Below are 15,993 nucleotides of genomic sequence, written 5' to 3' on the forward strand. Positions count from 1 at the left end.
CCATGATTAATGATGGGTAACACGTTTAACTATAGTATTACCTAAAAATTGAATAAAAAATACAAAAATTATTAATATAAACACTACTAAATTTGTTATTGCTGGTTTATGGCTGATGTATCCATACTGTATTGCAAGTTGACCTAGGCCTCCGGCACCTACAGCACCTGCCATAGCAATATATCCTGTTAATGTGATGAGTGTAATGGTCATACTATTTACAATGACAGGTAATGCTTCTGGTAATAAAACTTTATAGATAATTTGTAATGGTGTCGCCCCCATAGAGCGCGCTGCTTCTATTAAACCTTTCGGTACTTCTAATAATGCATTTTCAATCATCCGAGCTATTAATGGTGCTACTCCTATACTTAATGGTACAACTGCCGCTTGTTTACCAATAAATGTACCCATTAATAAAGCAGTAAAAGGAACAATCCATACAATTAATATAATAAATGGTATTGAACGAAAGAAATTTGCAATAAATGAAATAACATTATTTAAAATAGTACAATCTAATATCTGTCCCTTACGTGTGGTATAAAGCAATATACCTATAGGTAAACCAATAAGCAGACCAAAGAAGGCTGACAAGGTAACCATATAAATAGTATCGTCAGTAGATTGCGCTATTTTTATTATCATCGCTTCACTAAATCCTTCAAAAGAAGAGGCGAAAGCAATAAAATCTGACCAAAAATCAAAATGAGATAAATATAATATTAATGATTCAAATGGTTTAAATGATGGAAGAAAATCAAACATAACCTAACACCTCAACTTTAGTATTATTCTTTTCTAAAAACGCAATTGCCGATGCAGTACTTTTTTGTTTGCCTTTCATTTCTGTCAACATTAAACCAAATTTAACACCGCCAGCATAGTCCATCTGAGCGCTAATAATATTACTATCAACTTCAAACTCTTTTGCTATTTGCGATAGTAGTGGTAAATCAACCGAAACTCCTGTGAACTCCATGCGAACCAGCGGATTAAGTCCTTCTTTATGTTCTGGTGTCAGTCTTGCTAAATAGTCATCTGGAATTGTGAGATGCAATGTTGATTGAATGAATTGTCTTGCAATATCCGTTTTTGCATGTGAAAACATCTCGCCAACTGAAGATTGTTCAACTAACTCGCCATCACTAATTACTGCTACTTGGTCACAAATCTGCTTAACTACATCCATCTCGTGAGTGATTAATAAAATGGTTAAGCCTAGTTTCTGGTTGATATCTTTTAATAATTCTAAAATAGAACGGGTTGTCTCTGGGTCAAGAGCACTCGTTGCTTCATCACATAATAATACTTTTGGATCACTGGCTAGTGCTCTAGCAATAGCGACGCGTTGTTTTTGTCCACCAGATAAATTAGCTGGATAAACATTCGCTTTTTCACTTAAACCAACAAGATCAATAAGTTCATTTACTTTTTGTTTAATGACTGCTTTAGGTGTTCTATTGAGTTCAAGAGGAAAAGCAATATTATCAAATACCGTTCTAGAAGAAAGCAAATTGAAATGTTGAAAAATCATGCTAATTTTTCGACGAACTTCAATTAACTTTCGATTAGATAAATGGGTGATATCTTGGTTATCAAAAAATATTTTTCCACTTGTTGGTTTTTCTAACAAGTTAACGCAACGTATTAATGTACTTTTACCTGCGCCGGATTTGCCAATCACACCATAAATTTTACCTTCTGGAACATGTAGTGAAATGTCCTTTAAGGCATGAATAATAGTTTTATTTTGCTCAAATGTTTTTGAGATATGTTCTAATTTTATCATGATATATAACAACAAAAATCTGAATAGATAAATATTAAGACGTCTAGACATCTAAGTCAATCAATAATATCCTATATAAAGTTAGAAAAAAATCCATATAAAAGGAAGATGATTAAACATGAAACCTGCTATATTTTTAGATCGAGATGGGACAATTAATATAGATTATAATTATGTACACACTATTGATAAATTTCACTTTATTGATGGTGTGATTGACGCAATGCAAGAATTGAAAAAGATGGGTTTTCTATTAGTTATTACCACTAATCAATCAGGAATTGCTAGAAATAAATTTACTCAAGAGCAGTTTGATACCTTAACTGAATGGATGGATTGGTCACTACAAGATCGTGGTGTTGATTTAGATGGTGTCTATTATTGTCCTCATGATCCACTAGTGGATGAATGCGACTGTCGCAAACCAAGTCCTGGTATGATTCAATCTGCGGCTAAAGAACTCAATATCGATATAGCAAATTCTTATATGGTTGGTGATAGGGTTTCTGACTTGTTATCAGGGAAACGAGCTGGGGTTAAAAAAACAGTATTAGTTAAAACCGGCGATGAAATAACCGAAGAGGCGTTAGCACAAGCAGATTGGTTAATTGATAGTTTAGCTGATTTACCGAAAAAAATTAAAGCAGAATTATAATAGAACCACAGCGTTTAATTTAAACGCTGTATATTTTTAATAATGGTGAATGATGTGAATGTTAATTCGCAAAATAGCGCATTAATTAATAATACTACTATATTCGCTATTCTATTTATGATGAGAGAATAACGAAAACAATAAAAAAGTAAGACTATATAGCTGGATGTTCAAAAGCAAATGGTTATGGATATCGTTATTTAGGCGATAGTTATTTTAAATTTTGCCATCTGATTTTTCTTTTATTAAAGAATTTAACTAACAAAATAAAAATTAAAAAGGTAAAATTGCTACAAAATGTATCATTTTAGTTTGTTTTTAGCTCACCTTGTGTAAAAAAAAGACAAACAAAAATAATTTTGCAATAATCACTTGCCAAAAAAAATGAAGTGCCTATAATGCGCATCCACTGACACGGCGTCAGCGACAAGCAGACAAAGGTCGTGTTAGTGAGCAAGGTCAAAAATTTTAAAAAAAGATCTTGACGAATGAAAAGGTGTAGCGTAGTATACGCAGCCCTTGAGACAGCAAACTAAAACAAGAAATTGTGAAGTAAATTAAAAAGCTGTCAGCTCTTTAAAAAGAAGAAACAGACAATCTGTGTGGGCACTTGCGAGACGAAAAATTAAAAGTCTACAGACTGAAAAAAATTAAGTCTTGATAAGTGACACTGAAGATTCATTTGAATAATGTCAGAGACAGTTATTGAGCATCAAACTTTAAATTGAAGAGTTTGATCATGGCTCAGATTGAACGCTGGCGGCAGGCTTAACACATGCAAGTCGAACGGTAACATGAGTGCTTGCACTTGATGACGAGTGGCGGACGGGTGAGTAAAGTATGGGGATCTGCCGAATGGAGGGGGACAACAGTTGGAAACGACTGCTAATACCGCATAAAGTTGAGAGACCAAAGCATGGGACCTTCGGGCCATGCGCCATTTGATGAACCCATATGGGATTAGCTAGTTGGTAGGGTAAAGGCTTACCAAGGCGACGATCTCTAGCTGGTCTGAGAGGATGACCAGCCACACTGGAACTGAGACACGGTCCAGACTCCTACGGGAGGCAGCAGTGGGGAATATTGCACAATGGGGGAAACCCTGATGCAGCCATGCCGCGTGTATGAAGAAGGCCTTCGGGTTGTAAAGTACTTTCGGTAATGAGGAAGGTGGTGTATCTAATAGGTGCATCAATTGACGTTAATTACAGAAGAAGCACCGGCTAACTCCGTGCCAGCAGCCGCGGTAATACGGAGGGTGCGAGCGTTAATCGGAATGACTGGGCGTAAAGGGCATGTAGGCGGATAATTAAGTTAGGTGTGAAAGCCCTGGGCTCAACCTAGGAATTGCACTTAAAACTGGTTAACTAGAGTATTGTAGAGGAAGGTAGAATTCCACGTGTAGCGGTGAAATGCGTAGAGATGTGGAGGAATACCGGTGGCGAAGGCGGCCTTCTGGACAGATACTGACGCTGAGATGCGAAAGCGTGGGGAGCAAACAGGATTAGATACCCTGGTAGTCCACGCTGTAAACGATGTCGATTTGGAGTTTGTTGCCCTGAGTGATGGGCTCCGAAGCTAACGCGATAAATCGACCGCCTGGGGAGTACGGCCGCAAGGTTAAAACTCAAATGAATTGACGGGGGCCCGCACAAGCGGTGGAGCATGTGGTTTAATTCGATGCAACGCGAAGAACCTTACCTGGTCTTGACATCCACAGAATCTTGCAGAGATGCGAGAGTGCCTTCGGGAACTGTGAGACAGGTGCTGCATGGCTGTCGTCAGCTCGTGTTGTGAAATGTTGGGTTAAGTCCCGCAACGAGCGCAACCCTTATCCTTTGTTGCCAGCGATTCGGTCGGGAACTCAAAGGAGACTGCCGTTGATAAAGCGGAGGAAGGTGGGGACGACGTCAAGTCATCATGGCCCTTACGACCAGGGCTACACACGTGCTACAATGGCGTATACAAAGGGAGGCGACCTCGCGAGAGCAAGCGGACCTCATAAAGTACGTCTAAGTCCGGATTGGAGTCTGCAACTCGACTCCATGAAGTCGGAATCGCTAGTAATCGTGAATCAGAATGTCACGGTGAATACGTTCCCGGGCCTTGTACACACCGCCCGTCACACCATGGGAGTGGGTTGCACCAGAAGTAGATAGCTTAACCGCAAGGGGGGCGTTTACCACGGTGTGGTCCATGACTGGGGTGAAGTCGTAACAAGGTAACCGTAGGGGAACCTGCGGTTGGATCACCTCCTTACGAAGCGCTCGTAAGTGTTCACACAGATTGTTTGTTTGTCGAAAAATAGTTAAGTCCCCTTCGTCTAGAGGCCTAGGACATCGCCCTTTCACGGCGGTAACAGGGGTTCGAATCCCCTAGGGGACGCCATTAAATGTGATGAAACTATTTTTCAAAAAAATTATGTTTGTATTTATTTGATATTCGAATGAATAGAAAGATAAAGCTCTTTAACAATTAGGAACAAGCTGAAAGAAACGAGTTCTCGTTTTTATCGCAAGCTGATGTATGAAAATATGTTGGATTGAGATAAGAAAGAGAAAAAAGCGTAATTAAAACCAAGACAACTGTGAGTTGTAAGGTTAAGAAATTAAGCGTACACGGTGGATGCCTAGGCAATCAGAGGCGATGAAGGACGTGTTAATCTGCGAAAAGCGACGGTGAGCCGATAAAAGGCGCTATAGCCGTTGATGTCCGAATGGGGAAACCCAGTGTAGGTGACTACACTATCATCTGATGAATCCATAGTCAGATGAGGCGAACCGGGAGAACTGAAACATCTAAGTACCCCGAGGAAAAGAAATCAACCGAGATTCCCTAAGTAGCGGCGAGCGAAAGGGGAGGAGCCCAAGCGGGTAGCATAATGTATTAGTGGAAGCGTCTGGAAAGTCGCACGATAGAGGGTGAAAGTCCCGTACACGAAGATGCATTATGTGGAAGCTTATAGAGTAGGGCGGGACACGTGATATCCTGTCTGAAGATGGGGGGACCATCCTCCAAGGCTAAATACTCCTGATTGACCGATAGTGAACCAGTACCGTGAGGGAAAGGCGAAAAGAACCCCGGGAGGGGAGTGAAATAGACCCTGAAACCGTGTACGTACAATCAGTGGGAGCTTTACCATTAGGTAATAGTGACTGCGTACCTTTTGTATAATGGGTCAGCGACTTATATTCTGTAGCAAGGTTAACCGGATAGGGGAGCCGAAGGGAAACCGAGTATTAACTGTGCGTTAAGTTGCAGGGTATAGACCCGAAACCCGGTGATCTAGCCATGGGCAGGTTGAAGGTTGGTTAACACTAACTGGAGGACCGAACCGACTAATGTTGAAAAATTAGCGGATGACCTGTGGCTGGGGGTGAAAGGCCAATCAAACCGGGAGATAGCTGGTTCTCCCCGAAAGCTATTTAGGTAGCGCCTCATGAGTAACTGTTGGGGGTAGAGCACTGTTTCGGCTAGGGGGCCATCCCGGCTTACCAACCCGATGCAAACTCCGAATACTGACAAGTTTAATCATGGGAGACACACGGCGGGTGCTAACGTTCGTCGTGAAGAGGGAAACAACCCAGACCGCCAGCTAAGGTCCCAAAGTCATAGTTAAGTGGGAAACGAAGTGGGAAGGCTTAGACAGCTAGGATGTTGGCTTAGAAGCAGCCATCATTTAAAGAAAGCGTAATAGCTCACTAGTCGAGTCGGCCTGCGCGGAAGATGTAACGGGGCTAAAACTATGCACCGAAGCTGCGGCAGCGTATTTAGATACGTTGGGTAGGGGAGCGTTCTGTAAGCCGTAGAAGGTGTATTGTGAGGTATGCTGGAGGTATCAGAAGTGCGAATGCTGACATAAGTAACGATAAAGCGGGTGAAAAGCCCGCTCGCCGGAAGACCAAGGGTTCCTGTCCAACGTTAATCGGGGCAGGGTGAGTCGACCCCTAAGGAGAGGCCGAAGGGCGTATCTGATGGGAAACGGGTTAATATTCCCGTACTGGCTATAACTGCGATGGGGGGACGAAGAAGGCTAGGTTTACCACCTATTGGATGGTGGGTTAAGCGTGTAGGGGTGTGATTAGGCAAATCCGGTCACTGATACTCTGAGGCGTGATGACGAGGCACTAAGGTGCTGAAGTAATTGATGCCCTGCTTCCAGGAAAATCCTCTAAGCTTCAGGTTATAGTCAATCGTACCCGAAACCGACACAGGTGGTCAGGTAGAGAATACTAAGGCGCTTGAGAGAACTCGGGTGAAGGAACTAGGCAAAATGGTGCCGTAACTTCGGGAGAAGGCACGCTGATGGTAATTGAAGTCCCATGCGGATGGAGGTGAAATCAGTCGAAGATACCAGCTGGCTGCAACTGTTTAATAAAAACACAGCACTGTGCAAACACGAAAGTGGACGTATACGGTGTGACGCCTGCCCGGTGCTGGAAGGTTAATTGATGGGGTTATGCGTAAGCAGAAGCTCTTGATCGAAGCCCCAGTAAACGGCGGCCGTAACTATAACGGTCCTAAGGTAGCGAAATTCCTTGTCGGGTAAGTTCCGACCTGCACGAATGGCGTAATGATGGCCAGGCTGTCTCCACCCGAGACTCAGTGAAATTGAAATTGCCGTGAAGATGCGGTGTACCCGTGGCAAGACGGAAAGACCCCGTGAACCTTTACTATAGCTTGACAGTGAACATTGAGCCTTAATGTGTAGGATAGGTGGGAGACTAAGAAGTGTGTACGCCAGTATGCATGGAGTCGACCTTGAAATACCACCCTTTAATGTTTGATGTTCTAACCTATACTTCTGAATCGAGGTAAGGGACACTGTCTGGTGGGTAGTTTGACTGGGGCGGTCTCCTCCCAAAGAGTAACGGAGGAGCACGAAGGTTAGCTAATCCTGGTCGGACATCAGGAGGTTAGTGCAATGGCAAAAGCTAGCTTGACTGCGAGAGTGACGGCTCGAGCAGGTACGAAAGTAGGTCATAGTGATCCGGTGGTTCTGAATGGAAGGGCCATCGCTCAACGGATAAAAGGTACTCCGGGGATAACAGGCTGATACCGCCCAAGAGTTCATATCGACGGCGGTGTTTGGCACCTCGATGTCGGCTCATCACATCCTGGGGCTGAAGTAGGTCCCAAGGGTACGGCTGTTCGCCGTTTAAAGTGGTACGCGAGCTGGGTTTAGAACGTCGTGAGACAGTTCGGTCCCTATCTGCCATGGGCGTAGGAAAATTGAGAGGGTTTGCTTCTAGTACGAGAGGACCGAAGTGAACGCACCGCTGGTGTTCGGGTTGTGATGCCAATTGCATTGCCCGGTAGCTACGTGCGGAATAGATAAGTGCTGAAAGCATCTAAGTACGAAACTAGCCTCGAGATGAGTTTTCCCTGATGAGAATCAGTAAGGTCCGTTTGAGACTAAGACGTAGATAGGTCAGGTGTGTAAGTGTAGTGATACATTGAGCTAACTGATACTAATGAACCGAGAGTCTTAACCTTACAACTCGGAGTTGTTTTGGATACGCGAAGGTAGAGATAGATTATGAGATAATCAAACAGTTTGTTCCGGATTGAGGGATTGTTGTGGATATGAGATAATGCACAGCAATAGAGATAAGAGAAGACAGAATATGTCTGGCGGTAATAGCGCGGTGGTCCCACCTGACCCCATGCCGAACTCAGAAGTGAAACGCCGTAGTGCCGATGGTAGTGTGGGTATTACCCATGTGAGAGTAGGGTGCCGCCAGACTTTTAAATATACGAGCCCAGCAGTGATGCTGGGCTTTTTTGCATTCTAGGGTTAATAAATTGTCGCCAATCAGGCGTTGTGAAAAAGTAAAATATCCACATCAATCCTATAAAAACCATCATGGCTAACAAATTCTTAGTATAAGTTGATGTGATAATACTATTGTAGATAGTCAAATAATTTCTATACAACGCCCAACGCTTATCACAAAAATATAACGTTATATTTTTTTGCATATCATACATAATCTTAAATACTTCTTATCGGCATCATTATTTTTGTTATATGAATGGTATACAGTTCTTTTCTATTAAAAAAAAATATTTTTTACTAATACAATATTGGTATTTGATGGAAATACATATAACATATTCATCAGTGATGATAAGGAATTTATATGGATTTATTGCAATTACGCCAGCAATATAAAAGTGGTAAACGATATAAATATATATACTTTTGGGGACATGTTGAAAAGCAACCTTCTATCGTAACAAAGAGTTGTTTTAGCCAATGGTATCCAAGTCGTTTTGAGGTTGATAATATTTACTATCCAACTGCAGAACATTATATGATGGCTGAGAAAGCAAGATTATTCGGTGATGAGCAAATATTATCAAAAATACTTACTGCTAATTCTCCTGGATTAGCAAAGGCATTAGGGCGTCAAGTAAAAGGATTCATACCGGATATTTGGGATGAACACTGCTTTAATATTGTCATAAATGGTAATTATGCTAAGTTTTCACAGAATCCAAAGTTGACGGATTTTATATTATCAACCAAACAAAGAATATTAGTAGAAGCAAGTCCGGTTGATAAAATATGGGGCATAGGATTGTCTCAGGATGATCCTAATATTGATAATCCGCTAATGTGGTGTGGAAAAAATTTGCTTGGATTTGCTTTAATGAATGTTCGCCAACAATTACAAGAAAAATAATGAATTATTTAAACGAATCTTGTTGGATAAGAAGCAATATTCAGCTATTAAATATTGCTTCTTGATTTATTAACCTAATAATAAGGCATCGTCAGTTACTTTTTCACCACGGGTTTTTTCAAACATATCTAATAAATCTGTGACTGTTAGCTTATCTCGTTGTTCTCCTGACACATCAAGTACTACTTGTCCTTGATGTAGCATCACTGTTCTTGTGCCATATTCTAATGCTTGTTTCATTGAATGAGTCACCATCATAGTGGTTAATTGGTTTTTCTGAACAATTTCATTAGTCAGATCCAAAACAAATTGTGCTGTTTTGGGATCGAGAGCTGCGGTATGTTCATCAAGTAATAATATCTTGGATGGTTGTAATGTTGACATGAGTAGGCTAACTGCTTGCCTTTGTCCACCAGAAAGCAAGCCCATCATATCTGATAGTCTATTTTCTAAACCTAAATTTAGCGTTGCTAGTTTCTCTTTAAATAGAGCACGCAGTCTACGATTTAAAGCTGGTCGTAAAGTAAAATTATTACCACGGTTGTAAGCGATAGCTAAATTTTCTTCTATGGTTAGGTTTTCACAAGTTCCAACCATTGGATCTTGGAATACTCGTGCCACCATTCCAGCTCTTTTCCAAGCTGGCCAACGTGTAACACTTTTATTATTGATGATAATATGGCCAGAATCAACAATCAGATCACCACTAATGACATTAAGTAATGAACTTTTTCCTGCACCATTACTACCAATAATAGTAACAAATTCCCCTTTTTTGATATTGAGATTCAAACCACGTAATACATGATTTTCAATTGGCGTTCCTTTATTAAACGTCAATTGTAATTGTCCTACTTTAATCATGCTTACTTACCTCTTTTTTTAGAATATTTTTTTAGTTGTTTTGGTAATACTAATGCCAATACAACCAATATTGCTGTAATAAGATTTAGGTCTTCAGTACCTACACCAATTTCTTGTAAGAATTCATTACTGAGCGCAAAAGCGATAAATAACCGATATAAGATTGCGCCAAAAATAACTGCAATCATAACTGCCCAGATTCGTTTTGTTGGGAATATACTTTCGCCAATAATAATTGAAGCAAGACCGATAACAATGGTACCAACTCCAATAGTGATATCGGCACCACCTTGTGTTTGTACGAATAATGAACCACCTAGAGCGATTAATCCGTTTGATATTGCCATCCCTAAAATAGTGATCGCCCCCGTTGGAATGCCTTGAGATTTTGCCATTCGTTGATTAGTACCGGTTGCTCTTAGTGCTAATCCAACTTGAGTATTTAGAAATAGATTAAGTAGCAGCCAAAAAACTATAACAAACGCTAAAATTATCATAGGTTGTACTAGATATTGATTGCTGTAATCTTCAGCCATAAATGGTGAAAAAATAGTTTTTGCATCTAGCAATGATAAATTAGGAGATCCTGCCATTCTTGGGGTTTCGTCCATAATATATGGGCCTATCCCTAAAATTCTTAAGTTAATAGAATATAGACCTATCATTACAATAATACTGGATAGTAATTGCAATATATTAAGTTTAACATAGAGTAGTCCAGTCATTGCTCCTGCAATACAACCAGCAAACATACCTAAAAATGTTGCTATCCATGGATCAATACCAACGTACATGCATAATCCACATACTGCACCACCAAGTGGAAAACTAGCATCAGCAGTTAGATCGGGGAAATCAAGTAATCTAAATGAGATAAACACACCCAAACTAACTAATGCGTAAATAAGTCCTATTCCAATTGAGCCTAATAAAAATTCAAATGACATGAAAAAATCCACTAAAAAAGTAACCGCCAAATTTGGCGGTTTAGTTATTAAAACGATTTAAATTATTTTTCGACAACTTTTGCCGCTGATTTTAATACTTCTTCCGATAGCGTTACACCCTGACGTTCAGCCGCTTTCTTATTAATTGTTAACTGTGTGATATTGCCAACTTGTGGTGCAATATCACCTGGTTTTTCACCGTTAAGAATTCGAATAACAATTTTACCAGCTTGACGGCCAAGATCATAATAACTCATTCCTAAAGCGGCAATCGCTCCTCGTTCAGCTGAATCAGGATCAGATGCTACTAGTGGAATTTTGTTTTCATTGGCAACTTTAGCTAAAGCTTCGTAGGCCGAAACGACGTTATTATCGGTTGTTGTATAAATCAGATCAACTTTTCCTTTTAAACTTCTTGCTGCAGTTGAAATGTCAGAGGTTCGTTGTGCTGGTGCAGCGATGATTTTCATGCCACGTTTTTCAAGTGCAACTTGTAATTCTTTAAGTACAATTGTTGAATTAACTTCACTAGGACTGTAAACATAACCGATATTTTTTGCATCTGGTTTGATTTTTAACATCATATCGATTTGTGATTCTAATGATAAAGCATCGGAAACCCCGGTTACATTTGTTTTAGATGCTTCCCAACTTGGCGTCAATTTAGCTGCAACTGGATCCGTTACAGCAGTAAAAACGATAGGGATTAATTTAGTGGTAGCAACTAACGCTTGGGTACTTGGTGTAGCAATCCCTACGATAGCATCTGGTTTATTGGCAACAAATTGTTTAGCGATTTGGGCAGCATTAGCGCTACTACCTTGGGCACTAGCAAATTGCAATTTTAGGTTTTCACCAGCAATATAGCCATTATCTTTTAACTCATCTTCAACACCTTTACGGACATTATCTAAGGCAGGATGTTCGACAATAGCGGTGATAGCAACAAATTTTTGTTCGGTTTTATTATCTGCAGATGAAAAAAATGTTACTGCGGATAAACTGAGTAACATAAAAAGTTTGATTATTGAATTTCGCATTTGCTACTCCTGTAATATTTATTTTACATTCAATCTAAATATTTGCTTACTATAAAGCAAAATCGGACAATTTTCTATAGTTAAAAGAAAGTATATGTGTAAATTATTTGTTACAGTTTGTGTTATTTTTGTCGAAATAAATGCGTTATTTACCAATAAACGATAGTAATAATTTTTGAGGAGAGGGGTTTTTAAAACCTTGCTCATTTCAATGAGCAAGGGATTTGATGATTATTTAAGATAAGGATTTATTTTTGACCGATAACTTTATAGGCTGATTCGATAACATCTGCTGATAAATCAATGCCTTGCTTCTTAGCGGCATCAATATTGACCACCAAACGTAATGCTTGACCTATTTCTGGCGTAATATTTCCTGGTGCTTCACCATTTAAAACTCTTACCACAAGTTTGCCTGATTGGCGGCCAACATCGTAATAACTCATACCATAAGCGGCAACTGCACCACGTTCAATTGCATCGGGGAATGATGCTAACAGAGGTATTTTATTTTCGTTGGCAAATTTAACTAGTGATTCATAAGCCGAAACAACATTGTTATCTGTTGTCGTATAAATAAGATCAACTTTTCCTTTAAGTGTATTGGCCGCAGTTGAGATATCTGCGGTACGTTGAGCAGGTACCGCTATTAATGATATATTTTGTTGGCTAAGTTGCTGTTGTAGGTTTTTTAGCACTACAGTTGAGTTAATTTCACTAGGACTATAAATATAACCTACAGCTTTTACATTAGGTACAATTTTCTTCATAAACTCAATTTGAGGGCCTATTTCTTGATAATCTGAAACGCCTGTAACATTGTTATGTGTTGGTTCCCAGTTTTTGATTAATTTAGCTGCAATTGGATCGGTAATTCCAGCAAAGACGACTGGGATTTGTTTGGTCGCGGCAACCGTTGCTTGGGCACTTGGTGTCGCTATAGCGACGATAACATCAGGTTTAGCTGCGACAAATTGGCGTGCAATTTGTGCGGCTGTAGCACTACTACCTTGGGCACTTCGATATTGTACCTGTAAGTTTTCATTCAATTTAAAACCACTTGCGATTAACTCGTCTTTTACCCCATCACGGATTTGATCTAATGAAGGATGTTCAACAATTGCTGTTATCGCAACATTTTTTATGGTATCAGCTAAACAGGAAAATGATGTAATTACTAACATCACTATCAATAATAAATAACGTTTCATTATCAAGAACTCATAAACTAGTACAGTGATATTATTTTAGTCTTAATAATTTAAAATGTTAAGTAATATTTTTATAATTAATTATTATAAAAAGATAAAATGTTCCTAATTGAAAATTTTATTTTTGTGCAAAAACAAATGGGTTTATCCCACTTTTTGCGAATCCTTCTTCTTCTGTTTTTATATCTAAGATTAATGATGCTACATCATCGGCAATAACTTCTATGTGAGGATCTTTATCTTGATCTAAAATTTTCAGATAGCTATGACAGGCATCACAACATTCAGTTTTTATTGCTGCCATTTCGTTATCTAATGAGAAATATTGGATATCTTGCATATTATCGCAACAAGTACATTTTACCCGTGGTACATACCATTCGCTTTCACACAAACTACAATGAAGGTATCTTAAACCATTATTACCGCCAAGTTGAATCACACTAGCAACCGGTAGGCTATTACAAACAGGGCATAGCCAACTTTGATCAGTATTTTCAGCGACTGCTTTTCCTTTAATTTGATTAGCCAGTTGACTGTAATAAACCGATAATGCAGACCAAATAAATATAGATTCGTTGCCTTCGACTAGATCAAATTTACCTTGTAGTAAACTAATTGCTTTTTCTTGAAGTTGTTCAGGATTATTTTGTTTTAATCGTTGAATTACGGCATCGATTTGTTCGCTGGTATCGGAAAAAGAATTTAATAGTTCAGATAAATAATCTTGCCAAATATCATTTAATGGTAAATTCTCTAAACTTAATGGCGCTAAGTCATTATTGAGTAAATTTGGTGCTTCAATAGTGTTTTGTTGGTTAATTAATTTGGCTTGTTGCTCTGCTATTTTTGCACAAAATAGTAAATAATCGCTTAATGGGTTATTTTCGGCTAAAGTTTTTAAACGTGCCGCGCGGTGAATATAAAGTGTTTTCGTTGATGGATAAAATAGCAATGGGATCTGCCTAATTACTGAGCTTATATTTTGTTGTTCGAGTTGTTCTTGCGAAATGATTTTTATACTCATTATTGATTACCACTTTGAGGTTTTATCCAGAATTGATTTAGCCATTTAGCTAATCTGCTGATTAATATCAGCAGATCTACTATTAGACTTTATAAAGCAGGTTTTTGCTCAGTTTGCGGTGATTGTTCAACCTTAGTTTCACTTTCGGCATTAAGTTCTTGCTGATAAACTTTTTTCATTTCTTCTTCGTACCATGATGAATGATTTTTAAGCGCCCAAGCTCGAGAAACATAGCCAGTTATCATACCTTTTATTGAACCTTTTACCCAAAGTGCCATATAAGCATGCCCAATGGCTAATAAAATAAGACATATAGCTGCAAAAGAATGTAAAAATATGGCAATACGGACTATTTGAATTGGGAAATAATCGGAAACATAGCGACGCCACATAATTAAGCCTGTGACAAATAATACAAAGATCAGACTCATAATGCACCAGAATAGAAATTTCTGACCAACATTATATTTACCGATCGGAATACCTTCTTCTTTACCCATAATGACGTGTTTAAAGTTTTTAATCCATAACAGATCATTTTTATTTGGAATATTATGATGTGCGAGTTTTATAAACATAAACATTAATAAAACGAATACGACACAACCAATGATTGGATGCAACGCTCTAACTAGTTGTGGTGTACCAAGAAAAAATCCAAATAGCTTAATGGATGGAAAAAACAGGGACAAACCAGATAGTGCCGTTAGAATAAACAAACAGACCATACACCAATGACAGAAACGTACAATAAGTGGTGTTCTTAATATCATTCCTTTTTTATTCATGATGAGCCTCCGTTTGCGACGAATTAGGCGTATTTTTTCGGCCAAAAATAGGCAATCCTAAACGTTTTCTTGCTTGTTTATCTGCTTCTTTTTCATGTTCTATATCTTCTTCATCGACTTCAATAGCACCGACACCCATATAATGGAACAGCAATCCACCAAAAGTAGCGACAAAAGCCGCTGCGGATAGTGGCTTCCAAGCACCTTTCCAGAATTTAACAATTTCACTAATTTGTGGGTCTTTTGGTAAGCCATGATAAAGTTCAGGTTGATCGGCATGATGTAAAACATACATAACATGTGTGCCACCCACACCTTCTGGATTATAGAGACCAGCGTGTTCAAATCCACGTTTTTTCAAATCAGTAATTCGATGCTCGGCATGACGAATCATATCTTGTTTGGTGCCAAAATGAATCGCTCCCGTTGGGCACGTTTTTACACAGGCTGGCTCTTGGCCAACTGCAACGCGATCAACACATAAGGTACATTTATAAGAGTGATTATCTTCTTTACTGATTCTAGGAATATTAAATGGACAGCCGGCCACACAATATCCACATCCAATACAGTGTTCCGATTGAAAATCAACAATACCATTAGCGTATTGAATAATCGCCCCTTCCGACGGACACGCTTTTAGACAGCCAGGATCAGAACAGTGCATACAACCATCTTTACGAATAAGCCATTCAAATTTGCCATTAATTTCAACTTCTGAATAGCGCATAACGGTCCATGCTTTAGGTTCTAAGTCCGCTGGGTTGTCATAAACACCGACGCTATTACCTATTTCGGCACGCAGATCATTCCATTCGCTACAAGCGACTTGGCAAGCTTTACAACCGATACAGGTAGTTACATCAATTAACTTGGCAACTTCCTGCTGATAATCTCGTACACGAGGTGCAGGGGTTAAAGCGTTAGTTGCTGAGCGGCGAATAATATCTTGAGTTTGTAATGACATAATTTATCCTCCC

Annotated in this window: 11 protein-coding genes, 1 tRNA gene and 3 rRNA genes; 6 read left to right on the top strand and 9 right to left on the bottom strand. The window is 39.2% G+C overall.

The window, feature by feature from the left end:
* Window positions 1-6 precede the first annotated feature (6 nt).
* Both AC5LWZ_RS02195 and metN read right to left on the bottom strand, forming a co-directional pair.
* On the bottom strand, window positions 7-648 hold the full coding sequence (locus AC5LWZ_RS02195; RefSeq protein WP_110448643.1) for a methionine ABC transporter permease: 642 nt from the start codon (window positions 646-648) through the stop codon (window positions 7-9).
* A gap of 112 nt (window positions 649-760) precedes the next feature.
* Window positions 761-1,792 carry a methionine ABC transporter ATP-binding protein MetN gene (gene metN / locus AC5LWZ_RS02200; protein WP_294883366.1) on the bottom strand — a complete coding sequence of 344 codons (1,032 nt, stop codon included), beginning with the start codon at window positions 1,790-1,792 and terminating at the stop codon, window positions 761-763.
* Window positions 1,793-1,910: 118 nt separating this feature from the next.
* On the opposite strand from metN, the gene gmhB reads away from it, so the two are divergent.
* From gmhB to ybiA, 6 genes are all read left to right on the top strand, one after another.
* A complete protein-coding gene (gene gmhB / locus AC5LWZ_RS02205) occupies window positions 1,911-2,447 on the top strand; it encodes a D-glycero-beta-D-manno-heptose 1,7-bisphosphate 7-phosphatase (protein ID WP_110448620.1) in 537 nt (178 codons plus the stop codon).
* A 721-nt stretch (window positions 2,448-3,168) separates the two neighbouring features.
* A 16S ribosomal RNA gene (locus tag AC5LWZ_RS02210) occupies window positions 3,169-4,706 on the top strand.
* A 53-nt stretch (window positions 4,707-4,759) separates the two neighbouring features.
* Window positions 4,760-4,835 (top strand) — tRNA-Glu (locus AC5LWZ_RS02215).
* A 210-nt stretch (window positions 4,836-5,045) separates the two neighbouring features.
* Window positions 5,046-7,943: ribosomal RNA gene (locus AC5LWZ_RS02220) — 23S ribosomal RNA — on the top strand.
* 134 nt (window positions 7,944-8,077) lie between these two features.
* A 5S ribosomal RNA gene (gene rrf / locus AC5LWZ_RS02225) occupies window positions 8,078-8,193 on the top strand.
* Together the 16S, 23S and 5S rRNA genes with 1 tRNA gene alongside form the textbook arrangement of a ribosomal RNA operon.
* A 397-nt stretch (window positions 8,194-8,590) precedes the next feature.
* Window positions 8,591-9,136 (top strand): riboflavin biosynthesis intermediates N-glycosidase, encoded by a 546-nt coding sequence (gene ybiA / locus AC5LWZ_RS02230; RefSeq protein WP_198222361.1) that lies wholly within the window; start codon window positions 8,591-8,593, stop codon window positions 9,134-9,136.
* Window positions 9,137-9,205: 69 nt separating this feature from the next.
* Here ybiA and AC5LWZ_RS02235 read toward each other — a convergent pair whose 3' ends face one another.
* From AC5LWZ_RS02235 to fdxH, 7 genes are all read right to left on the bottom strand, one after another.
* Window positions 9,206-10,000 carry an ABC transporter ATP-binding protein gene (locus AC5LWZ_RS02235; protein WP_198201787.1) on the bottom strand — a complete coding sequence of 265 codons (795 nt, stop codon included), beginning with the start codon at window positions 9,998-10,000 and terminating at the stop codon, window positions 9,206-9,208.
* A 2-nt stretch (window positions 10,001-10,002) separates the two neighbouring features.
* Window positions 10,003-10,947 (bottom strand): ABC transporter permease, encoded by a 945-nt coding sequence (locus AC5LWZ_RS02240; protein ID WP_110448614.1) that lies wholly within the window; start codon window positions 10,945-10,947, stop codon window positions 10,003-10,005.
* 62 nt (window positions 10,948-11,009) lie between these two features.
* The gene (locus AC5LWZ_RS02245; RefSeq protein WP_198201785.1) at window positions 11,010-11,987 is read right to left on the bottom strand and encodes an ABC transporter substrate-binding protein; all 978 of its coding nucleotides are present in this window, start codon (window positions 11,985-11,987) and stop codon (window positions 11,010-11,012) included.
* 248 nt (window positions 11,988-12,235) lie between these two features.
* A complete protein-coding gene (locus AC5LWZ_RS02250) occupies window positions 12,236-13,198 on the bottom strand; it encodes an ABC transporter substrate-binding protein (RefSeq protein ID WP_065578409.1) in 963 nt (320 codons plus the stop codon).
* 118 nt (window positions 13,199-13,316) lie between these two features.
* Window positions 13,317-14,225: a formate dehydrogenase accessory protein FdhE gene (gene fdhE, locus AC5LWZ_RS02255; RefSeq protein ID WP_110424358.1), complete on the bottom strand. Its 909-nt coding sequence runs from the start codon at window positions 14,223-14,225 to the stop codon at window positions 13,317-13,319.
* A gap of 89 nt (window positions 14,226-14,314) precedes the next feature.
* Window positions 14,315-15,013, bottom strand: coding sequence for a formate dehydrogenase subunit gamma (locus tag AC5LWZ_RS02260; RefSeq protein WP_493463900.1), 699 nt, complete (start codon window positions 15,011-15,013; stop codon window positions 14,315-14,317).
* On the bottom strand, window positions 15,006-15,980 hold the full coding sequence (gene fdxH / locus AC5LWZ_RS02265; protein ID WP_086358780.1) for a formate dehydrogenase subunit beta: 975 nt from the start codon (window positions 15,978-15,980) through the stop codon (window positions 15,006-15,008). The genes AC5LWZ_RS02260 and fdxH overlap by 8 nt, the downstream gene beginning before the upstream one ends.
* Window positions 15,981-15,993: the final 13 nt, after the last annotated feature.

The sequence above is a fragment of the Gilliamella sp. LMG 34362 genome, assembly GCF_984569125.1.

Coding starts and splice junctions, on each gene's coding strand:
- AC5LWZ_RS02195 (WP_110448643.1), bottom strand. CDS start 648: ATGATAATAAAAATAGCGCAATCTACTGACGATACTATTTATATGGTT.
- metN (WP_294883366.1), bottom strand. CDS start 1,792: ATGATAAAATTAGAACATATCTCAAAAACATTTGAGCAAAATAAAACT.
- gmhB (WP_110448620.1), top strand. CDS start 1,911: ATGAAACCTGCTATATTTTTAGATCGAGATGGGACAATTAATATAGAT.
- ybiA (WP_198222361.1), top strand. CDS start 8,591: ATGGATTTATTGCAATTACGCCAGCAATATAAAAGTGGTAAACGATAT.
- AC5LWZ_RS02235 (WP_198201787.1), bottom strand. CDS start 10,000: ATGATTAAAGTAGGACAATTACAATTGACGTTTAATAAAGGAACGCCA.
- AC5LWZ_RS02240 (WP_110448614.1), bottom strand. CDS start 10,947: ATGTCATTTGAATTTTTATTAGGCTCAATTGGAATAGGACTTATTTAC.
- AC5LWZ_RS02245 (WP_198201785.1), bottom strand. CDS start 11,987: ATGCGAAATTCAATAATCAAACTTTTTATGTTACTCAGTTTATCCGCA.
- AC5LWZ_RS02250 (WP_065578409.1), bottom strand. CDS start 13,198: ATGAAACGTTATTTATTATTGATAGTGATGTTAGTAATTACATCATTT.
- fdhE (WP_110424358.1), bottom strand. CDS start 14,225: ATGAGTATAAAAATCATTTCGCAAGAACAACTCGAACAACAAAATATA.
- AC5LWZ_RS02260 (WP_493463900.1), bottom strand. CDS start 15,013: ATGAATAAAAAAGGAATGATATTAAGAACACCACTTATTGTACGTTTC.
- fdxH (WP_086358780.1), bottom strand. CDS start 15,980: ATGTCATTACAAACTCAAGATATTATTCGCCGCTCAGCAACTAACGCT.